This window comes from Hydrocarboniphaga daqingensis, assembly GCF_900129825.1.
Classification (GTDB): Bacteria; Pseudomonadota; Gammaproteobacteria; order Nevskiales; family Nevskiaceae; genus Hydrocarboniphaga; species Hydrocarboniphaga daqingensis.
Genome location: NZ_FQWZ01000001.1, coordinates 589,919 through 607,243, shown reverse-complemented (window position 1 = coordinate 607,243; position 17,325 = coordinate 589,919). Strand labels below are relative to the sequence as shown.

Below are 17,325 nucleotides of genomic sequence, written 5' to 3'. Positions count from 1 at the left end.
TGTGGGTGTGTTGACGCTGTTAACTTAATGGTGTCAACTCGACGTCATGGCCCGTACCGCAATGACCCAACCCGAAGTCGAGCTGCGTCGCGACGAGATTCTCGAAGCGGCGCTGGCGCTGTTCGAGCACGGGGGGATCGAGGCCGTCAGTTTTCGGCGGATCGCAGCCCAACTCGGGTGCAGCTACACGGCGCCGTATCGTTACTTCGCCAGCAAACATGAGCTGCTGACCGCGCTGCGCGCGCAAGCGTTTCGCTGGATCGAGCGCCACATGGCGGCGGCGATCGCCTCGCAAGGCAGCCCGATCGAGCAACTGCGCAAATTGGCGCGCGCCTACATCGAGGCTGCGCTCGACCAGCCTGATCGTTATGCGCTGATGTTCTTCGACATCGGCGAAGACGACCGCGAGCCGCCGGCCGAACTGGTCGAAGCCAAACGCGCCGCGCTGGACGTCTGCACGCAGGTCGTCCGCGCTGCCGAGGCGGCCGGGCAGCTGAGCTTGCGCGTCGACGCGCTCAGCGCCAGCCATTTGTTCTGGTGCGGCGCTCACGGATTGGTGTCGTTGCAGGTCGGTGGCCAGTTCATGATGGGCCGCGACATCGCCACGCTGACGCCCATGATGATCGACACGCTGATCGCCGGCCTGGCGGATGTCTCGCGCTGAGCCCGTGTCGTCAGCACCGCTGGACCACAGCGCTACCGCGCATTGTTGCAGGGGGAACCGATGAACCCGTCCGAGTCCTTGTCACGCTCCGCGATCGTCCCGCGTCGCATTGCCTTCGAGTTTCCTGACGACATCGCGCCCCACTGGATACCCGGTGAGGCGGAGTTGTCGCAGATGATCAACGGTGCGTCGCTGGTGATGCCGTATCTGGAGCCTTTTCTGATCCGCACCATCCGCCAGGCGCTGCCGCAGCTGAGCGATCCGGGCCTGGTCGCCGACGCTCAGGCCTTCATGGCACAGGAAGGGCAACACTTCCGGGCGCATCGCCGCTTCAATGAGGTGCTCAAGAGCAAGGGCTACCCCGAACTGGCACAGATCGAAGATGCAATGACCGCCGCGTATGCCCGGCTCGACCGCTTGCCGCTGTCGCGCAAGCTGGCTTACGCGGCCGGGTTCGAGTCGATGACCATCGGCCTGACCCAGTGGCTGGTCGGCCAGCGGCACCGCTTGTTTGCGGGCGCCGACTCGCGCATCGCCTCGTTTGTGCTGTGGCACATGGTCGAGGAGACCGAGCACAAGACGGTGGCGTTCGACGTCTACCAAGCGGTTCAGGGCGGCTACTGGCTGCGCGTGCTCGGCGTGCTGCACGGCTCGCTGGACGTGATGCGGTTTTCGCGACGCGCCTATCACCAGCTGCTGCGCACCGACGGCCTATGGAACAACTTGCGCTCACGGCTGCGCCTGGCCTGGCAGCTCGGGCGCTTCCTCGCGCACACGACGCCATCGCTGCTGGCGGCGATGGTGCCGGGACACAATCCTCGTCAGGTGCGAGACCAGCCCTGGACCGTCGAATGGCTGCGCCGCTCGATCGCGCTCGGCGACGCCGCGCCGGTCCCCTTGATCGACACCGCCGATCCGGCGATGCCGGTACCGTTTCCGATGGTCGAACCGAGCCGCGTGTCATGACGGCGACGACGAGCCTCAAACCGATTCAGCGTCGGCTGATCGGTAACGGTGCGGCGCTGATCTTCGTCGCCGGCACGATCGGCTTCGGCTTTCTGTTCTTCCTGCTCGGCGAGATTCGCTTGTGGCCGTTCCCCGGCACGATCTCCTTGCAGTTGCCGGGGTCGGTCAAAGCCTGGCGCATGGCGCACCTCGAAGGCGTCATCAACGGCTTGATCCTGTGGCTGACCGCGCTGCTGCTGCCGCTGCTACCGTTTTCGCAGGTCGCCAGTCGCCGCGTCGCCAACGGCATGATCGCCGTCGGTTGGCTGTTTACGCTCGCCTCGCTGATCGATGCCCTGTTTCCGAATAGCCGCGGGCTGGCGATGGGCGGACCCTGGACCAACAGCCTGGCCTTCCTGATGTTCTACGTCGGCGTGCTGATCGTGATGGCGGTGATGGCCATCATTGCGTGGAAGACGCTGGTCGCAAAGGCGCCCGACAACGCCAACGACTGACCCGCTACGGTCGCGGCGGTGGCCATCGCTAGTAGAATCCGGCGATGGACACCGCCCATCCCGACCGCGCTCACCCCGACCTGCCGGCGCCCGGCGCCGCCCTGGATCTGCTGCTGCCGGGTGAGGCCGGCGATCTGGACGTGATCCTCGCCGCACCGCGCGAGCCGGCCCGTGGCATCGCGGTGATCTGCCATCCGCACCCGCTGTATGGCGGTGCAATGAACAACAAGGTCACGTACACGCTGGCCGCGATCGCGCTCAAAGCCGGCTTTTATGCGCTGCGATTCAACTTCCGCGGCGTCGGCCGCAGCCAGGGCGCCCACGATGAAGGTCGTGGCGAAATGCGCGACACGCTGGCGATGGCGAACTGGCTGCGTGAGCGTGTGCCCTCGTCATTTCCGCTGTTGCTGGCGGGTTTTTCGTTCGGCGGTTACGTCAGCGTGATGGCGGCCGATCAAGCCGATCCGGCGCTTCTGATATCGGTGGCCCCGCCGTTCGGAGGCCGCTTTGCCTACAGCGTGAGGCCGCCGCAGCCGCGTTGCCCGTGGCTGGTGATCCACAGTCGTGACGACGACGTCGTCGCCTTCGACGCCACGGCCGAGGCACTCGGCCAGTACCCGACGCCGCCCGAGTTGCACGTGGTCGACGGCGCGGGGCATTTCTTCAACGGTCGTCTCGGCGACATCCAACAAGCGGCTGCGGACTTTTTGCAACGCCACCCGCCGACGCGCTGAGCTATTCTGCCGCCGCTGCCCACGTCCGTTCACCCTGTCGCTGCATCGCCCGGAGACCCCATGAAACGTCTGTTACTTGCTGCTTGCTGCATGGCTGCCACCCCCGCCATGGCGATTGACTTCGATATCGAAGTGCCCGACCAGAACGCGTTCGATGCCGTCTCCAAGGACCTGGTCGATGCCTACAGCTACAAGGCACTGGGTCCGGCCGAAGCCACCGGCATCACCGGCGTCGGCGTCGGTACATTCGCCACCTACATGTCCGCCGACGAAGACGCGTGGCAGCGGCTGACCGGCGAGGATGTGTCGGAGCTGGGCCTGGTCGGTCTGCGTGCGCACAAGGGGCTGCCGTTCGGCGTCGATGTCGGCGCGTTCTACGGCTGGGTACCGACCGCCGACGCCAGCGTCTACGGCGGCGAGATTCGTTATGCGTTTCTCGAAGGTGGCGTTGCGACGCCGGGCGTCGCCATACGCGGTGCTTTCACGCAGTCGACGGGCGTCGACGACATCAAGCTGACCACCTACAGCGTCGACGGCACGGTGTCGAAGGGCTTTGCCTTCCTGACGCCTTACGCCGGCGCCGGCTACGTCTGGGGCGACGTCAAGGTCCAGGGCGGTTTCGAAGATCTGCTCGACGATGCCAGCGTCAGTCATGCTCGCGTGTTTGCCGGTCTGCGCCTGTCGGCCGGATTCCTCGAGATCACGCCTGAGTACGAGCGTATCGGCGACAACGACGTGTTCAATCTGCGCCTCGGCTTTTCGATCTGACATCCGGCGCACAGGGGCCGAATCCATATGTGGCGCAAGCTGCTGAAACAATTTGAAACGCCCCCGGTCGATCACGCGGCGCGCCAGCGTGTTGCCGTTGCGGTATTGCTGCTGGAGTGCGCACGCGCCGACTTCGAGCACAGCGAATCCGAAATCGCGGCCGTGCGTGAGTCGCTGGCGGCCTATCTCGGCGTTACCGGTGCCGGCCTCGATCAGCTGTTGACCGAGGCCGGTGAGCAAGCGCGTCAGTCCGTCTCACTGCACGATTTCGTGCAGCGGCTGAATCAGTCGATGCAGCCGTCGGACAAGGTCGAGCTGTTCCGGATGCTGTGGCGCGTGGCTTATGCCGACGGCCGCCTCGACGCTCACGAAGAGCACTTGCTGCGTCGATTGTCGGATCTGCTGTTCCTGCCGCACGCCGATTTCATCGCGACCAAACTTCAGGCCGAGGCGCGACAGACGCCGCATGGCTGAGGCGCCTTCGCCGGATCCGATGCACGCCGCGGCACCTGCCGCGCCGCGCTCGGCGCTGCGTCGCTGGTTCGTCAATCTGTCGCTGCTGGCCAAAGTCAGGCTGATCATTCTTGGCCTGTTGGTGCTGTTCCTGGCCGCTTGTGCCGGCTTTCTGTCGGTGCAGCAGCGGGAGAAGGTTGCGCGTTCTCTGACGGTTCATACGTATCAAGTGCTGTCGGGTGCCGAACGCGCCGAAGGTGCGTTGCTCAATATGCGGCGCTTCCTGCGCGATGGTCTGCTCGGCGCGGACCCTTCGAAGATCGATGGCTACCAAAGCGAAAGCGAACGCTACGATACGCTGGTTGCCGAGCTGCGTGAGCTGCTGTCCGACAGCCCGCTGCAGCTGCAGCGACTTGATCGAGTCGATCAGCTCAAAGCCAGCTGGGACGACCGATTCGCGCGGCCCGCAGCCGATCATCTGCGTTCATTGATGCCGCAGTCGGATGGCCTGTCGCCCGAACAACTGAGGGAGATGGTCAACGGCGGCAATGTGCCGCTGGATCAACTGCAGGCCGAGCTCGCTCAGATTCGTGCGGTCGAGCAGGGCCTGCTGGCCAACCGCGTTGCTCAGCTCGACATGGCCGCAACGCTGGGCGTCGATCTTGTGCTCTCGGCGGCTTTGCTTGGCTTGCTCGGCTCGCTATACGCGTTGGTAATCGCACGTCGAGTGTTGGCCGAGCCGCTGGCGCAATTGACACATCTGATTCCGCACATCTCGGCAGGCGGACACATCGACGACGTGCCCTATCGATGGCGTCGCGACGAAGTCGGCGAGTTCGCGCGCTCGTTGTCGGAGCTGTCCAAGCTGGTCACCGAGCGCAGCGGCGACGACTGGATCAAAACTCGTCTGGGCAATCTCGCCGGCCTGCTGCAGCTGGCCGATACCCACGAGGCTTTCGGCGATGCGCTGCTGCGGACGCTGTGCCCACCGCTGGCGGCTGGTTTTGGCGTGGCCTACCGCTGGGATGCCGATAGTGGCGAGCTTCACGCTTGCGCCGGTTACGGCGTTCCCGCGTCGGAGTTGTTGCAGCGCCGCTTCAAGCCGGGGCAGGGCTTGGTCGGACAGTGCCTGCTGGAATGCAGGACGCTGGAGCTGTCACCGGTACCAGATCACTATCTGCGCATCGTGTCGGGCTTGGGGTCGGTGCAGTCGCATTCGATCCGATTTGCACCGCTGTACTCGCGCGGCGAATACGTCGGCGCGATCGAGCTGGCCCTGCTCGATCCGCTGAACGCACAGCAGAGCGACTTGCTTGAACGTGTATTGGCGCCGACGGCGCTGGCGTGGCAGACCTTGGCGCGCAGCTTGAAGACCGCCGAGCTGCTCGACATTACGCGCAGCCAAGCCGAAGAACTGCGCGCATCCGAAGAATCGTTGCGCATCCAGCAAGAGGAACTTCAAAGCACCAACGAGGCCTTGCGTACCCGTAGCGGATTGCTCGAACAGCAAAGTGCGCAGCTGATGACGTCGGAAGAAGAGTTGCGCGCACAAGCGGAAGAACTACGGATGGCCAACGACGCGCTGCGCGAGCGCAGCGAGGCGCTCAAAGCGCGTCAGGCCGAGCTCGAAGCCGCGCGTAGCAAGCTCGAACGCCACGCGATGGAACTGGAGCGGGCGAGTCGCTACAAGAGCGAGTTCCTCGCCAACATGTCGCATGAGCTGCGCACGCCGCTGAACAGTCTGCTGATTCTGTCCAAAGGTCTGGCCGACAATGAGACGGGCAATCTCGATGCAGACCAAGTGGAAAGCGCGCGCATCGTTCACGATGCCGGGCGTAGCCTGCTGCAGCTGATCAACGACATTCTCGATCTGTCGAAGGTGGAAGCGGGCCGCATGCTGCTGGTGCCCGAGACGCTGAGCTTGCGCGGATTCGCGGCGCTGCAGGAGCGCAACTTCCGTCACGTTGCGCGCAGTCACAACCTGGAGTTCGTCGTTGATGTTGCGGCTGATGCGCCCGAGACGATGCTGACCGACAGCACCCGGCTGGGGCAGATCGTCGTCAACCTTCTCGCCAATGCATTCAAGTTCACGCAGCAGGGCCGCGTACAGCTGCATATCGGCCGGCCCGACGCCGCTGCGCTGGACCGTGCCGGGCTTGCCGGCCTGGCGCCGGACCACGCCGTCGCGCTGACCGTCAGCGATACCGGCATCGGCATTCCGCCGGACCGGCTCGACGCGGTGTTCCAGCCGTTCGAGCAGGTCGATTCCAGCACCAGCCGCCGCTATGGCGGTACCGGGCTGGGTTTGTCGATCGCTCGCGGCATGTCGGGTCTGCTCGGAGGCAGCCTTCAGGCTCGTAGCGAGCTGGGCAAGGGATCGAGCTTTACGGTGATCTTGCCCGAGCGGCTGGAGCTGCAGCGGCACGATGCGCCGATCATCGACGGCCTGACGCCTGCCGCGCCGGCATCGCCACCTGCGACGTCGGCCGATACTGCCACGCGCAATGCTGCGGATGCCGTGCCGAGCGGTGATCCGGTGTTGTTGATCGTCGAGGATGATCCGGCGTTTGCGTCGGTGCTGATGCAGCTCGCCACTCGCAAGGCGATTCCGGCGCGCGTGGTCTCCACCGGCGAGCAGGCGCTGAGCGTGGCGCGACAGCAGCCTTTGCTCGGCGTCTTGCTCGACATCGGTCTGCCCGACGTCAGCGGCTGGCAGGTTCTGCAATATCTGAAAGCCACACCGGCCACCGCGCAGGTACCGGTCCACATCATTTCGGCGGCCGACGATCTCGGTCGAGGTTTGGCACTGGGCGCCGTCGGCGTATTGACCAAGCCGGTCACGCGGGAGTCGGTGCTCGCCGCGCTCGATCGCGTCCTGCTGCCGCAGGCGCCGATCGATGCGGCGCCGGGGCCGCGCCGCGTATTGCTGGTCGACGACGACATCGGGTCGCGCGCGGCAGTGCGCAAGCTGCTGGAGCCGGAAGCCGCGCAGATCCACGAAGCACAGAACGCGGCTGAGGCCACCGAGGCGCTGCGAGCCGGGGCCTTCGACTGCCTGATTCTCGACCTGGGTCTGCCTGACGTATCGGGCCTGGATCTGCTCGACCAGCTCTCGGCCGCACGCGTGCCGCTGCCGCCGGTCGTGGTCTATTCGGCCCGCGAGCTGAGCAATGACGAGACGCTGCGCTTGCGTCAGTACACCGAAAGCATCGTCATCAAGGGCGCGCGCGCGCCGGAACGTCTGCTCGACGAGGTATCGCTGTTCCTTCATTCGCTGGCGCCGCCGCGTCAGTCCGTCGCCTCGGCGCCGAGCGAGACCGTACGCGACGTGGCCGGGCGCCATGTACTGATCGTCGACGACGACATGCGCAACATCTTCGCGCTGTCCAAGGCGCTGCGGTCCCGCAAGCTGCAAGTGACGATGGCGCAGGATGGCTACAAGGCGCTCACGCAGCTGGAAGCCAATCCCGGCATCGAGCTGGTGCTGATGGACATCATGATGCCGGGCATGGACGGCTACGAAACGATACGCCGGATCCGTGAGCGCGACGCCTGGAAGAAGCTGCCGATCATCGCCGTCACCGCCAAGGCGATGACCGGCGATCGCGAGCGTTGCATCGAGGCCGGGGCCAACGATTACTGCGCCAAGCCGATCGACATCGACCAGCTGATGTCGCTGATTCGGGTCTGGGTATAGCGGCCCCAGCAGCGATGGACCTGCATGAGCGCCAGCGCATCGAGATCCAGTTGTTCCTGCAGGCCTTGCAGTTGCGCCACGGCTACGACTTTTCGGGCTATGCGCCGGCATCGCTGGGCCGGCGCGTGCGGGCGCTGGCGGAGGCGACGCAAGCCCGCAGCATCAGTGCGCTGACCGAACGCGTGATCCACGACGACGCGTTTCTCACCGAGGTGATCGGCCGGCTGTCGGTGCCGGTGTCCGAGATGTTCCGTAACCCGCCGGTGTTCGATCTGCTGCGTCGCGAAGTGCTGCCGCTGCTGGCCAGCTACCCGCAGATCAATATCTGGCAGGCCGGATGTGCGCGCGGCGAAGAGGCCTACTCGATGGCAATCCTGCTCAAGGAGGCAGGCTTGTATGCCCGTTCGCATATTTGGGCCACCGACATCAGCGAGAGCGCGCTGGCTCAAGCACGGGACGGGATCTATCCGCTGCGCGAAGCGCGGCTTTACTCCAACAACTATCTGCAGGCCGGTGGTACGGGGTCGCTGTCGGACTGGTACACCGCGGCTTATCAGCACATCAAACTCGATGAGTCGCTGGCCGAGCGGATCACCTTTGCTCATCACAACCTGGCTGCCGACGGCGTATTCGGCGAGATGCATTTGATCCTGTGCCGCAATGTGCTGATTTACTTCGGTGACGAGTTGCAGCAGCGCGCGCTGCGCTTGTTTCGCGACAGCTTGGTCCGGGGAGGCTTCCTTTGCCTGGGCGACCGCGAACGGCCCAACGACACCCGCTTCACGGCCGATTTTCGTCCGCTCGCCTCGGGCGCGAGCGTGTTCCGTCGCGTCGATGGCCGTGCTTGATCCACGATGACCAACCGCCCTTTTTGCGCTCGACCGAACTCTTGGGTGATGCTGACGTCGATGATCAGGCAACAACGGGCAGGGACATGGAGGAACTGATGCCGTCGGATGCGACCGGACTGCAGCCGCTGCCGCGGCCCAAGATCTTGATCGTCGACGACACGCCGGCCAATCTGGTGGCGATGCGTCGGCTGCTGTCGAAGATCGATGCGGACTTGATATTGGCCGCATCCGGCAATGAAGCGCTGGCGGCCTGTCTCGATCACGAGTTTGCGTTGGTGCTGCTCGACGTACAGATGCCGGACATAGACGGCTTCGAGGTGGCCGGTCTGTTGTCCGGCGAGGCCCGCACTGCCGATACGCCGATCATTTTCGTGACGGCTGCGTTTTCTGACGACGTCAACCGCTTGCGCGGCTATCACTTCGGCGCGGTCGACTACATTGCCAAGCCGATCAATGACGTCATCCTGCTGGCCAAAGTCCGCGTGTTTCTCGACTTGTACCGAGGCCGCCAGGAACTGCAGCGCTTGGTCGCCGAACTTGACGCACGCAACCGGCAGCTCGAAGTCGAGATTGCCGAGCGCAAACGCGCCGAACAAGAAGTCCGCCACCGAGCGACGCACGATACGCTGACCGAGTTGCCGAACCGCGCGCTGTTCATGGACCGCGTCGAACAAGCCTTGCAACGTGCGGATCGTCAGCGAAGCCAGCTGGCATTGCTGTACTTGGATATCGACGGGTTCAAGCCGGTCAACGACACGCTGGGCCACCATGCGGGCGACCTGCTGCTGCAGCAGATTGCGCAGCGGCTCGGCAGCGCCGTCCGCAAGTCGGACACGGTGGCGCGGCTCGGCGGCGACGAATTTGCCGTGGTCGTACAGGACACGGCCGAGAGTCCTGATTCGGCCGAGCAGCTGGCCCGCAAGCTGCTCGATATCCTGGCGCTGCCGTTCGTGCTCGACTTGGGGCCGTCCGGGCCGGCGCGCGTGATCATCGGTGCCAGCATCGGTATCTCGCTGTTCCCGGATCACTGTCGCGGCGTCACCGACCGCCGCGAAGCGCTGATCCGGGCTGCCGACGGCGCGATGTATGCGGCCAAGCAGGGTGGCAAGAACCGGTTGGTCGTTGCGTCCGTGGTCAGCGTCAGCACACCCTGAGGTCTTGTGGGGCCCGACGCGCGACGCCCGGCCCGTCGGCCGGTTCCCGGTCAGCCCTGCATGTAGTCGTACTGTGTCGGCACGCTGAGCGAGGTCTCGCCGACGCGCAGCGTCGTGGCAGCGGCCTGGCTGATCTGCAGCACCACGGCCGCGACGAAGCCGTCACCCTCCGGCGCCGGGGCTGCGAGTGCCACTTCGCCGACCGCCTGAGGTTCGCTGCCGTCGTAGACCGGCGCGCCGGCTTCCGGCGCCGGCCCCTGACCACGGCAGCAGTACATGCGCCGCTTCAATTGCCCGAGGTAATGCAGCCTCGCCACGATTTCCTGGCCGGTGTAGCAGCCCTTGTCGAAGCTGATGCCGTCGAGACGGTCGAGGTTGGTCATCTGCGCGACGAAATGATCCTGCGTGGCCGGGAGCACCACCGGGACGCCGGCGACGACATCGTCGTAGCGCCACAGCGGCTCGTCGGCGCCGCTGGCGCCGCTGAGCAAGCGTCGTACTGCATCGAGTCGGTCGGCGGAGCCGTATAAGGAGTAGCGAGGCAGTGATCCGAAACGTCGCATCACGCGCAGTCCGTCCGCAGGGTCGGTCTGCAACGGCAGCGACGGCACCGGCAGGCCGGCAGCGGTCAACGCTGCGCTGGCACCGGGGCCGCGCAAGCCCAGCAGCGACAGCGGCGCGTCGGCGATCTGGACCTTGGACCGAAGTACGAACATCCGCAGCCGCCGGGCGATGGCCTCGGCCAGCGGACGCGGCAGTTCGATATCAACGGCGCTGGCGTCGACGTCCCGGCTCAGCGTCATCGTGGCCAGCATGCGGCCTTTGGGGCTGCTGTAGCTGCTGATCTGCGATTGACCAGGGCTGAGTTTGCGCAGGTCGTTGCCTAGCTGACCCTGCAGGAAGGTGTCGGCGTCGGCGCCGGAGACTCGAAGCAGGGCCCAACTCGAGGACAGGTCGATCAGATGCAGGTCGGAGCGCATGACAGTGATTGAATTTTCTGGGCTTAACGATCGGTAAAGGCGATGGAAACAATGGGTTTATTGCATTGCCACTATCGATATGACTTTGTCACACTATGCCGGTTTCGCCACTCCACCACCGTTTACAGAACGCGAACAACGTGACCAGCTCAGTCGATCCTACGATGTCTTCATCGGCTCCGGTGCGCCGGGCTGCGGAGACGATCGTGCGCTTCGATCCGAAGGCCAAGCCTGCCCAGCGGCAGGCCAAACCGGAAGACAGCCTGGCCAAGCCAGCCGCTGTTGCGGGTTGGGAGTTGCCGAAACCCGTTCCAAGCCTTCATGACGGCCTTGTTCCCGTTCGCGAGATCGGCGGTCGTAAAGACGGAACTGAGCCCACTCGTTATGGCGATTGGGAAAAAAACGGTCGCTGCATCGATTTCTGATCCAGCGGCACTTTCAATTCGAAGCAGTACCCGTGGTCGCACCGCGCAAGTAAGCGCGTCACATCTTCACGTCCCAGACCTTTTTAGGGAGTCGGAATGAGCACCAGCAAGTCGGTCGACAAACGACCGCTGTCCCCCTTCATGATCGGCCCGTTCTATCGGCCGCAGCTGACGTCCATGCTGTCGATCACCCATCGCCTGACCGGCCTGGTCGTGACCCTCGGCTCCTTGTTCGTCACGGGGTGGCTGATCGCGTTGGCTGCCGGCCCCCAGTGGTATGGCCTGTTCTCCGGCGTGATGCTGGCTTGGTACGGCCAGGCGCTGCTGTTCGCGTGGAGCTGGGCGATCCTGTTCCACCTGTGCAACGGCATCCGGCATCTGGGCTGGGACTGGGGCTTCGGGCTGGACATCAAGACCGCCTACCTGACCGGCTACTCGGTGGTCGCCGCCTCGGCCGTCCTGACGATCGCCGTCTGGGTCGTTGCTTACGCCGCCTGATTCCGGAGCCCTGACATGAGCCTTCGTTCCCCGCTTTCCCGTGCCCGCGGTCTGGGCAGCGCCAAGTCCGGCGTCCATCACTTCACCGTGCAGCGCCTGAGCGCAATCGCCCTGATCCCGCTGACGCTGTGGTTCGTGTTCTCCGTGGCCCGCCTTGCTGGCGGCAGCTATGAGGCGACGTATCTGTGGGTGCAGTACCCGCCGTATGCGATCGGCCTGGTGCTGTTCCTGGCCACCGCGTTCTACCACGCCGTATTGGGCGTGCAGGTGGTCATCGAAGACTACGTCACGCCGGAAGGCTGGAAGATGGCGCTGCTGGTGCTGGTCAAGTTCGGCCTGGCGCTGCTCGGCGTCGCCAGCATCTTTTCCGTGCTCAAGGTCGCGCTCTCCTGAGCCGCGGCTGATACCCAGATCGACTAGAGACTGACATGGCACAAGCCGAAATCCCGTTCCCGAAGACTCGTCCTGGCTACGAGATCGTTCATCACGAATACGATGTGGTCGTCGTCGGCGCCGGCGGCGCCGGCTTGCGCGCGACGCTGGGCCTGGCCGAAACCGGCCTGAAGACCGCCAACCTGACCAAGGTGTTCCCGACGCGCTCGCACACGGTTGCCGCTCAGGGCGGCATCTCGGCGGCGCTCGGCAACATGGGCCAGGATGACTGGCGCTGGCACATGTACGACACCGTCAAGGGCTCCGACTGGCTCGGCGACCAGGACGCGATTCAGTACATGTGCCGCGAAGCGATCCCCGCGATCATTGAACTCGAGCACTACGGCCTGCCGTTCTCGCGCACGCCGGAAGGCAAGATCTACCAGCGTCCGTTCGGCGGTATGACGACCCACTGGGGTGAAGGCACTGCGCAGCGCACCTGCGCTGCGGCCGACCGCACCGGCCACGCGATGCTGCACACGCTCTACCAGCAGAGCCTGAAGGCCCGCGCGCAGTTCTTCATCGAATACTTCGCGCTTGACCTGATTATGGACAAGGGCGAGTGCAAGGGCGTGATCGCCTGGGACATGGCCACCGGCAAGCTGCACCGCTTCCGTGCGCAGACCGTGATCCTGGCCACCGGCGGCTACGGCCGTGCGTACTTTTCGGCCACGTCGGCGCATACCTGCACCGGCGACGGCAACGCGATGGCGCTGCGCGCCGGCGTCCCGCTGCAGGACATGGAGTTCGTGCAGTTCCACCCGACGGGCATCTACGGCTCGGGCTGCCTGATCACCGAAGGCGCACGTGGTGAGGGTGGTTACCTGACCAACTCCAAGGGCGAGCGCTTCATGGAGCGTTACGCGCCCAACCGCAAGGATCTGGCGTCGCGTGACGTGGTGTCGCGTTCGATGACGATCGAAATCCGCGAAGGCCGCGGCGTCGGCCCCGAAGGCGATCACATCCATCTGCATCTCGAACACCTCGGCGCCGATGTGCTGCACGCGCGTCTGCCGGGCATCTCCGAGACGGCGAAGATCTTCGCTGGCGTCGACGTCACCAAGGAGCCGATCCCGGTGCTGCCGACCGTCCACTACAACATGGGCGGCATTCCGACCAACTTCTACGGCGAAGTGGTCACGCTCAAGGATGGCAACCCGGATACCGTGATCCCCGGTCTGATGGCCGTCGGCGAAGCGGCTTGCGTGTCGGTGCACGGCGCCAACCGTCTCGGCTCCAACTCCTTGCTCGACCTGGTCGTGTTCGGTCGCGCTGCTGCGATCCGCGCCTCGCAGGTCGTCAAGAAGGGCGCGCCGCACAGCACGGTGTCCAACGAATCCGAAGACATGTGCCTGGATCGCCTCGACAAGCTGCGTCACGCCAAGGGCACGCGCAAGACCGCCGAGCTGCGCCTTGAAATGCAGAAGATCATGCAGACCCACGCCGCTGTGTTCCGCACGCAGGAATCGATGGACGAGGGTCTGGCCAAGATCACCAAGACCATCCACGGCTTCCGCGATGTCCAGGTGTCGGACCGTTCGCTGGTGTGGAACAGCGATCTGGTCGAGACGCTGGAACTCGACAACCTGCTGGGTCAGTCGCTGGTCACGCTGGCCTCGGCCGCCAACCGCAAGGAATCGCGTGGCGCCCATGCTCACGAAGATTTCCCCGAGCGCGACGACGTCAACTGGTTCAAGCACAGCCTGGCCTGGCGCACCGGCGAAACCGAGGTCGTGCTTGATGGCCGGCCGGTTCACATGAACACGCTCGACGACGAGATGCAGGTCGTCGCCCCGCAGAAGCGCGTTTACTAACGCGCCGTGGTCCCTGCGGTTTAACGAACAGACGCTTTACAGAAGGAGCGAGCCGAAATGGTTCAGTTGACCCTGCCGAAGAATTCGACGATCGACAAGAAGGCCGGCAAGAAGTACGCAGCCCCGGCCGGTGCCAAGAACGTCCGCAGCTTCAAGATCTATCGCTACGATCCGGACACGGGCGCCAATCCGCGCGTCGACACCTACGATCTGGATATGGACGCTTGCGGGCCGATGGTGCTCGACGCGCTGATCAAGATCAAAAACGAAGTCGATCCGACGCTGACGTTCCGCCGTTCCTGCCGCGAGGGCATCTGCGGCAGCTGCGCGATGAACATCGACGGTACCAACACGCTGGCTTGCACCAAGGGCTGCGACGAGATCAAGGGCGACGTCAAGATTTACCCGCTGCCGCACATGCCGGTGGTCAAGGACTTGGTGCCCGACCTGACCCACTTCTACGCCCAGCTCGCGTCCGTCGAGCCCTGGCTGAAGACCGACAGCCCCGCGCCGACTCGCGAGCGTCTGCAGTCCGAAGAAGATCGCGCCAAGCTCGACGGCCTGTACGAGTGCATCTTGTGCGCGTGCTGCTCGACCAGCTGCCCGAGCTACTGGTGGAACGGCGACCGCTACCTCGGCCCGGCCGTACTGCTGCAGGCCTACCGCTGGATCATCGATTCCCGTGACGAGGCCACCGGTGAGCGTCTCGACGCGCTGGAAGACCCGTTCAAGCTGTATCGCTGCCACACGATCATGAACTGCTCCAAGACCTGCCCGAAGGGTCTGAACCCGGCAGAAGCGATCGCTAAAACCAAAAAGCTCCTCGTCGAACGACAGGGGTAAGGCGAACCCTTGATGCCATGAATGGCATCAAGGGTTCGCCGAACGCCCGGCCATGGATGGCCGGGCCGGGCTCCGATTCTCAGTTGTCGTCGCGCCATGGACGGCGATCCATGATGTTGTTGTGTGGCAGTGAATGGCATCAAGGGTTCGCCGAACGCCCGGCCATGGATGGCCGGGCCGGGCTCCGATTCTCGACTGCAGTTGCGCCATGGATGGCGATCCACGATGCGCCTGTCGGTCGACCCTGCCGGGACGATTGCTGCGCCGGTTGGCGACGTTGTGCGGCACCCCGCGTGAAAAGACGGTTGTTGTTGTGCGCTGGCCCCACCGAGCAATTCGATGACCGATGAAAATCCCCGTCTGCGCTGGCTGCTTCGTCGAGGCATGAAGGAGCTCGACATCGTCGTCACGCGCTATTACGAGCATCACTTCGCGACAGCCAGCGAAACTGAGCGCGCTGCTTTTGTCAGCCTGCTGGAAACGGCAGAAGAGCCGGATATCTGGGCCTGGGTGATGGACTACGCCCCGGTTCCGCCGCAGTACGCTGATGTCATTCGCCAGTTCCGGGTCCACGTTTGACGCAACGCTGGACTTGAGGCTCACGCCATCGGCGCGAGCCCTGCGATGGCTGTATGCGCTGCACATCGTGCCGCTGATGCTGATTTCGTTCGCGATGCCGCCCGGCCTGCCGATGCTCGGTCTCGCGGTCGGGTTCGGCCTGAGTTGGTTCCATCTGCGGCGTCACACCGCGTTCGGCTACGGGCCACGCAGCATCACGCGCTTGCTCTGGCAAGCCGATCGCGGCTGGCAGCTGTGGCAGGCCAATGGCGCCCATGCCGAGGCCGATCTCGCGGCCGACAGTTTTCTCGGCGATCGTCTGATCATTCTCAATCTGCGCTATACCAGCGGCGGGGCAGCGGGTCGCCGCAATAGCCGTGTCTTGCTCGGTGACGAGTTGACCGCAGACGCCCAACGAAGATTGCGCGCGTTACTGCTGTTGCATCGTCGACGCGCATCCGCGGCAGGTCGCAAGCCGTAACTGACATCGATGCCATTTCAACGAGATACGACACCATGCGTGCAATTCTGGCGTTACTGCTTGCGGCGAGTCTTTCGGCCTGCGCCGGCTTGGGAGGCAACACGATGAAACCAACACCGCTGATGGACAGCGTCGATCTGCAGCGTTTTATGGGGCCTTGGTATGTGATCGCGGCGATTCCGCTGCCGCCCGAGAGCAAGGCCTACAACGCGATCGAAACCTACACGCTGCATCCGGACGGCTCGATCAAGACCGAGTTCCGCATGCGCAAGGGCAGCTTCGATGCGCCGGTCAAGATCTACCATCCGACCGGCTACGTCGTCGAAGGGACGAACAACGCCGAGTGGGGAATGCAGTTCATCTGGCCGTTCAAGGGCGAATACCGCATCGCATTCGTCGAGCCGGACTATTCGGCAACGATCGTGGCGCGCAACAAGCGTGACTATGTCTGGCTGATGGCACGCACACCGTCGATCAGCGCGGGCGACTACGCTCGCTACGAGAAGATGATCGCCGACATGGGCTACGACACTGCCAAAATCCGCAAAGTGCCGCAGCAGTGGCCTGAAGCGGCGCCCTGAGTCTTCAGCGGCCGATGATCTGTCGCAGCGCGGTTGCCAACGCCGGGTAGCGGAACACGTAGCCGGATTCGAGTGCGAACGTCGGCAATACGCGCTGGCTGACCATAAACAGTACTGACATCTCGCCGCTGAGCTTGAGCAGTGATGCCGGTACCCGCAGCCAGCGCGGGCGCTTCAGGACGGTTGCGAGTATGTCCATCAGTTCGCGTTGCGTCACCGGTTCTGGCGACGTGGCGTTGAACGGGCCGCTCAGGGTCGGGTGATCGATCAAGTGCAGGATCAGCCCGATTTCATCGTCGATGTGGATCCAGGGCTGCCACTGCCGGCCATCGGCAAACACCGCGCCCAGGCCCAGCCGGCTCGACAGCAGCAGCGGTGCCAGCAGGCCGCCGCCGGCACCCAAGACCAGGCCCGTGCGCAGCAGGCACACGCGCACGCCGAGCATGTCGGCACGTCGCGCTTCGGCTTCCCACTGCTGGCACAGCGTCGACAGGAATTCGTCGCGCGGTCCATCGCGCTCGTCGAGCGTGTCGTCGCCGCGCTCGCCGTAGTAGCCCACCGCCGAGCCGTTGACCAGTACCGCCGGTGGTGACGCCAGGCGTTCGAACAGGTCGATCAGCTGGGCGGTCGTCTGCACGCGGCTGTCGACGAAACGCTGTTTGCGCGCGGCACTCCAAGGCCCGCCGGCGAGCGGCTCGCCGGCCAGATTGACGACGGCGTCGATTACCGCCGATGGCGCAATCTGCGCCAGGGACTCAACGATCTGCACGCGCGCGCCGAGCTTGCGCCGCGCCTTGGTCGCATTGCGGCTCAGTGCAACGACCGAGTCGCCGCGTGCCAGCAGTTGCGCGACCAGCGCGCTGCCGATGAAGCCGGTGGCGCCCGTGACCAGCACGGTGCGCGACGGGTTGGGCTTGCTCGTTGTGTTCATG

General features: G+C 64.6%; 19 protein-coding genes. 17 read left to right on the top strand and 2 right to left on the bottom strand.

Annotated elements, in window-relative coordinates:
* Positions 1-61: 61 nt before the first annotated feature.
* From BUB09_RS02740 to BUB09_RS02700, 9 genes are all read left to right on the top strand, one after another.
* Positions 62-664: a TetR/AcrR family transcriptional regulator gene (locus BUB09_RS02740; protein ID WP_072893723.1), complete on the top strand. Its 603-nt coding sequence runs from the start codon at positions 62-64 to the stop codon at positions 662-664.
* A 60-nt stretch (positions 665-724) separates the two neighbouring features.
* A complete protein-coding gene (locus tag BUB09_RS02735; RefSeq protein WP_072893721.1) occupies positions 725-1,630 on the top strand; it encodes a metal-dependent hydrolase in 906 nt (301 codons plus the stop codon).
* Complete coding sequence (locus tag BUB09_RS02730; RefSeq protein ID WP_072893719.1) at positions 1,627-2,124, top strand: styrene oxide isomerase; 498 nt, start codon at positions 1,627-1,629, stop codon at positions 2,122-2,124. Before BUB09_RS02735 ends, BUB09_RS02730 begins: the two co-directional genes overlap by 4 nt.
* 44 nt (positions 2,125-2,168) lie before the next feature.
* Positions 2,169-2,858, top strand: a complete 690-nt coding sequence (locus tag BUB09_RS02725) for an alpha/beta hydrolase (RefSeq protein ID WP_072893716.1) — start codon at positions 2,169-2,171, stop codon at positions 2,856-2,858.
* Between the two features lie 108 nt (positions 2,859-2,966).
* A complete protein-coding gene (locus tag BUB09_RS02720; protein ID WP_084083103.1) occupies positions 2,967-3,626 on the top strand; it encodes a hypothetical protein in 660 nt (219 codons plus the stop codon).
* A gap of 27 nt (positions 3,627-3,653) precedes the next feature.
* Positions 3,654-4,100, top strand: a complete 447-nt coding sequence (locus BUB09_RS02715; RefSeq protein WP_072893710.1) for a tellurite resistance TerB family protein — start codon at positions 3,654-3,656, stop codon at positions 4,098-4,100.
* Positions 4,093-7,776, top strand: a complete 3,684-nt coding sequence (locus tag BUB09_RS02710) for a response regulator (protein ID WP_175550087.1) — start codon at positions 4,093-4,095, stop codon at positions 7,774-7,776. The genes BUB09_RS02715 and BUB09_RS02710 overlap by 8 nt, the downstream gene beginning before the upstream one ends.
* Positions 7,777-7,790: 14 nt before the next feature.
* Positions 7,791-8,624, top strand: coding sequence for a CheR family methyltransferase (locus BUB09_RS02705; protein ID WP_072893707.1), 834 nt, complete (start codon positions 7,791-7,793; stop codon positions 8,622-8,624).
* Positions 8,625-8,722: 98 nt separating this feature from the next.
* On the top strand, positions 8,723-9,781 hold the full coding sequence (locus tag BUB09_RS02700) for a diguanylate cyclase domain-containing protein (protein ID WP_072894075.1): 1,059 nt from the start codon (positions 8,723-8,725) through the stop codon (positions 9,779-9,781).
* Between the two features lie 50 nt (positions 9,782-9,831).
* Here BUB09_RS02700 and ygfZ read toward each other — a convergent pair whose 3' ends face one another.
* Entirely contained in the window at positions 9,832-10,761 is a 930-nt protein-coding gene (gene ygfZ / locus BUB09_RS02695; RefSeq protein WP_072893704.1) for a CAF17-like 4Fe-4S cluster assembly/insertion protein YgfZ, read from the bottom strand.
* A 140-nt stretch (positions 10,762-10,901) separates the two neighbouring features.
* Here ygfZ and BUB09_RS16875 point away from each other — a divergent pair, with 140 nt between their 5' ends.
* From BUB09_RS16875 to BUB09_RS02655, 8 genes are all read left to right on the top strand, one after another.
* Positions 10,902-11,186, top strand: a complete 285-nt coding sequence (locus BUB09_RS16875; RefSeq protein ID WP_217650210.1) for a DUF1674 domain-containing protein — start codon at positions 10,902-10,904, stop codon at positions 11,184-11,186.
* A 96-nt stretch (positions 11,187-11,282) separates the two neighbouring features.
* The gene (sdhC, locus tag BUB09_RS02685) at positions 11,283-11,684 is read left to right on the top strand and encodes a succinate dehydrogenase, cytochrome b556 subunit (protein WP_072893700.1); all 402 of its coding nucleotides are present in this window, start codon (positions 11,283-11,285) and stop codon (positions 11,682-11,684) included.
* 15 nt (positions 11,685-11,699) lie between these two features.
* Entirely contained in the window at positions 11,700-12,077 is a 378-nt protein-coding gene (gene sdhD, locus BUB09_RS02680) for a succinate dehydrogenase, hydrophobic membrane anchor protein (protein ID WP_072893697.1), read from the top strand.
* Positions 12,078-12,112: 35 nt separating this feature from the next.
* Positions 12,113-13,930, top strand: a complete 1,818-nt coding sequence (sdhA, locus tag BUB09_RS02675; RefSeq protein ID WP_072893695.1) for a succinate dehydrogenase flavoprotein subunit — start codon at positions 12,113-12,115, stop codon at positions 13,928-13,930.
* 57 nt (positions 13,931-13,987) lie between these two features.
* A complete protein-coding gene (locus tag BUB09_RS02670; RefSeq protein ID WP_072893693.1) occupies positions 13,988-14,773 on the top strand; it encodes a succinate dehydrogenase iron-sulfur subunit in 786 nt (261 codons plus the stop codon).
* A 339-nt stretch (positions 14,774-15,112) separates the two neighbouring features.
* The gene (locus tag BUB09_RS02665) at positions 15,113-15,352 is read left to right on the top strand and encodes an FAD assembly factor SdhE (RefSeq protein ID WP_072893690.1); all 240 of its coding nucleotides are present in this window, start codon (positions 15,113-15,115) and stop codon (positions 15,350-15,352) included.
* Positions 15,321-15,812, top strand: coding sequence for a protein YgfX (locus BUB09_RS02660; protein WP_139250074.1), 492 nt, complete (start codon positions 15,321-15,323; stop codon positions 15,810-15,812). The genes BUB09_RS02665 and BUB09_RS02660 overlap by 32 nt, the downstream gene beginning before the upstream one ends.
* A 104-nt stretch (positions 15,813-15,916) precedes the next feature.
* Complete coding sequence (locus tag BUB09_RS02655) at positions 15,917-16,393, top strand: lipocalin family protein (RefSeq protein ID WP_245793069.1); 477 nt, start codon at positions 15,917-15,919, stop codon at positions 16,391-16,393.
* A 4-nt stretch (positions 16,394-16,397) separates the two neighbouring features.
* On the opposite strand, the gene BUB09_RS02650 is transcribed toward BUB09_RS02655, so the two are convergent.
* Positions 16,398-17,324 (bottom strand): TIGR01777 family oxidoreductase, encoded by a 927-nt coding sequence (locus BUB09_RS02650; RefSeq protein WP_072893681.1) that lies wholly within the window; start codon positions 17,322-17,324, stop codon positions 16,398-16,400.
* Position 17,325: the final 1 nt, after the last annotated feature.

Bases quoted from the DNA above. Each gene is read 5' to 3' on its own strand.
- BUB09_RS02740 (WP_072893723.1), top strand. From the start codon at position 62: ATGACCCAACCCGAAGTCGAGCTGCGTCGCGACGAGATTCTCGAAGCG.
- BUB09_RS02720 (WP_084083103.1), top strand. From the start codon at position 2,967: ATGGCGATTGACTTCGATATCGAAGTGCCCGACCAGAACGCGTTCGAT.
- sdhA (WP_072893695.1), top strand. From the start codon at position 12,113: ATGGCACAAGCCGAAATCCCGTTCCCGAAGACTCGTCCTGGCTACGAG.
- BUB09_RS02665 (WP_072893690.1), top strand. From the start codon at position 15,113: ATGACCGATGAAAATCCCCGTCTGCGCTGGCTGCTTCGTCGAGGCATG.
- BUB09_RS02715 (WP_072893710.1), top strand. From the start codon at position 3,654: ATGTGGCGCAAGCTGCTGAAACAATTTGAAACGCCCCCGGTCGATCAC.
- BUB09_RS02710 (WP_175550087.1), top strand. From the start codon at position 4,093: ATGGCTGAGGCGCCTTCGCCGGATCCGATGCACGCCGCGGCACCTGCC.
- BUB09_RS02650 (WP_072893681.1), bottom strand. From the start codon at position 17,324: ATGAACACAACGAGCAAGCCCAACCCGTCGCGCACCGTGCTGGTCACG.
- BUB09_RS02660 (WP_139250074.1), top strand. From the start codon at position 15,321: ATGTCATTCGCCAGTTCCGGGTCCACGTTTGACGCAACGCTGGACTTG.
- sdhD (WP_072893697.1), top strand. From the start codon at position 11,700: ATGAGCCTTCGTTCCCCGCTTTCCCGTGCCCGCGGTCTGGGCAGCGCC.
- BUB09_RS02700 (WP_072894075.1), top strand. From the start codon at position 8,723: ATGCCGTCGGATGCGACCGGACTGCAGCCGCTGCCGCGGCCCAAGATC.
- BUB09_RS02725 (WP_072893716.1), top strand. From the start codon at position 2,169: ATGGACACCGCCCATCCCGACCGCGCTCACCCCGACCTGCCGGCGCCC.
- BUB09_RS02670 (WP_072893693.1), top strand. From the start codon at position 13,988: ATGGTTCAGTTGACCCTGCCGAAGAATTCGACGATCGACAAGAAGGCC.
- BUB09_RS02735 (WP_072893721.1), top strand. From the start codon at position 725: ATGAACCCGTCCGAGTCCTTGTCACGCTCCGCGATCGTCCCGCGTCGC.
- ygfZ (WP_072893704.1), bottom strand. From the start codon at position 10,761: ATGCGCTCCGACCTGCATCTGATCGACCTGTCCTCGAGTTGGGCCCTG.
- BUB09_RS02705 (WP_072893707.1), top strand. From the start codon at position 7,791: ATGGACCTGCATGAGCGCCAGCGCATCGAGATCCAGTTGTTCCTGCAG.
- BUB09_RS02655 (WP_245793069.1), top strand. From the start codon at position 15,917: ATGAAACCAACACCGCTGATGGACAGCGTCGATCTGCAGCGTTTTATG.
- sdhC (WP_072893700.1), top strand. From the start codon at position 11,283: ATGAGCACCAGCAAGTCGGTCGACAAACGACCGCTGTCCCCCTTCATG.
- BUB09_RS02730 (WP_072893719.1), top strand. From the start codon at position 1,627: ATGACGGCGACGACGAGCCTCAAACCGATTCAGCGTCGGCTGATCGGT.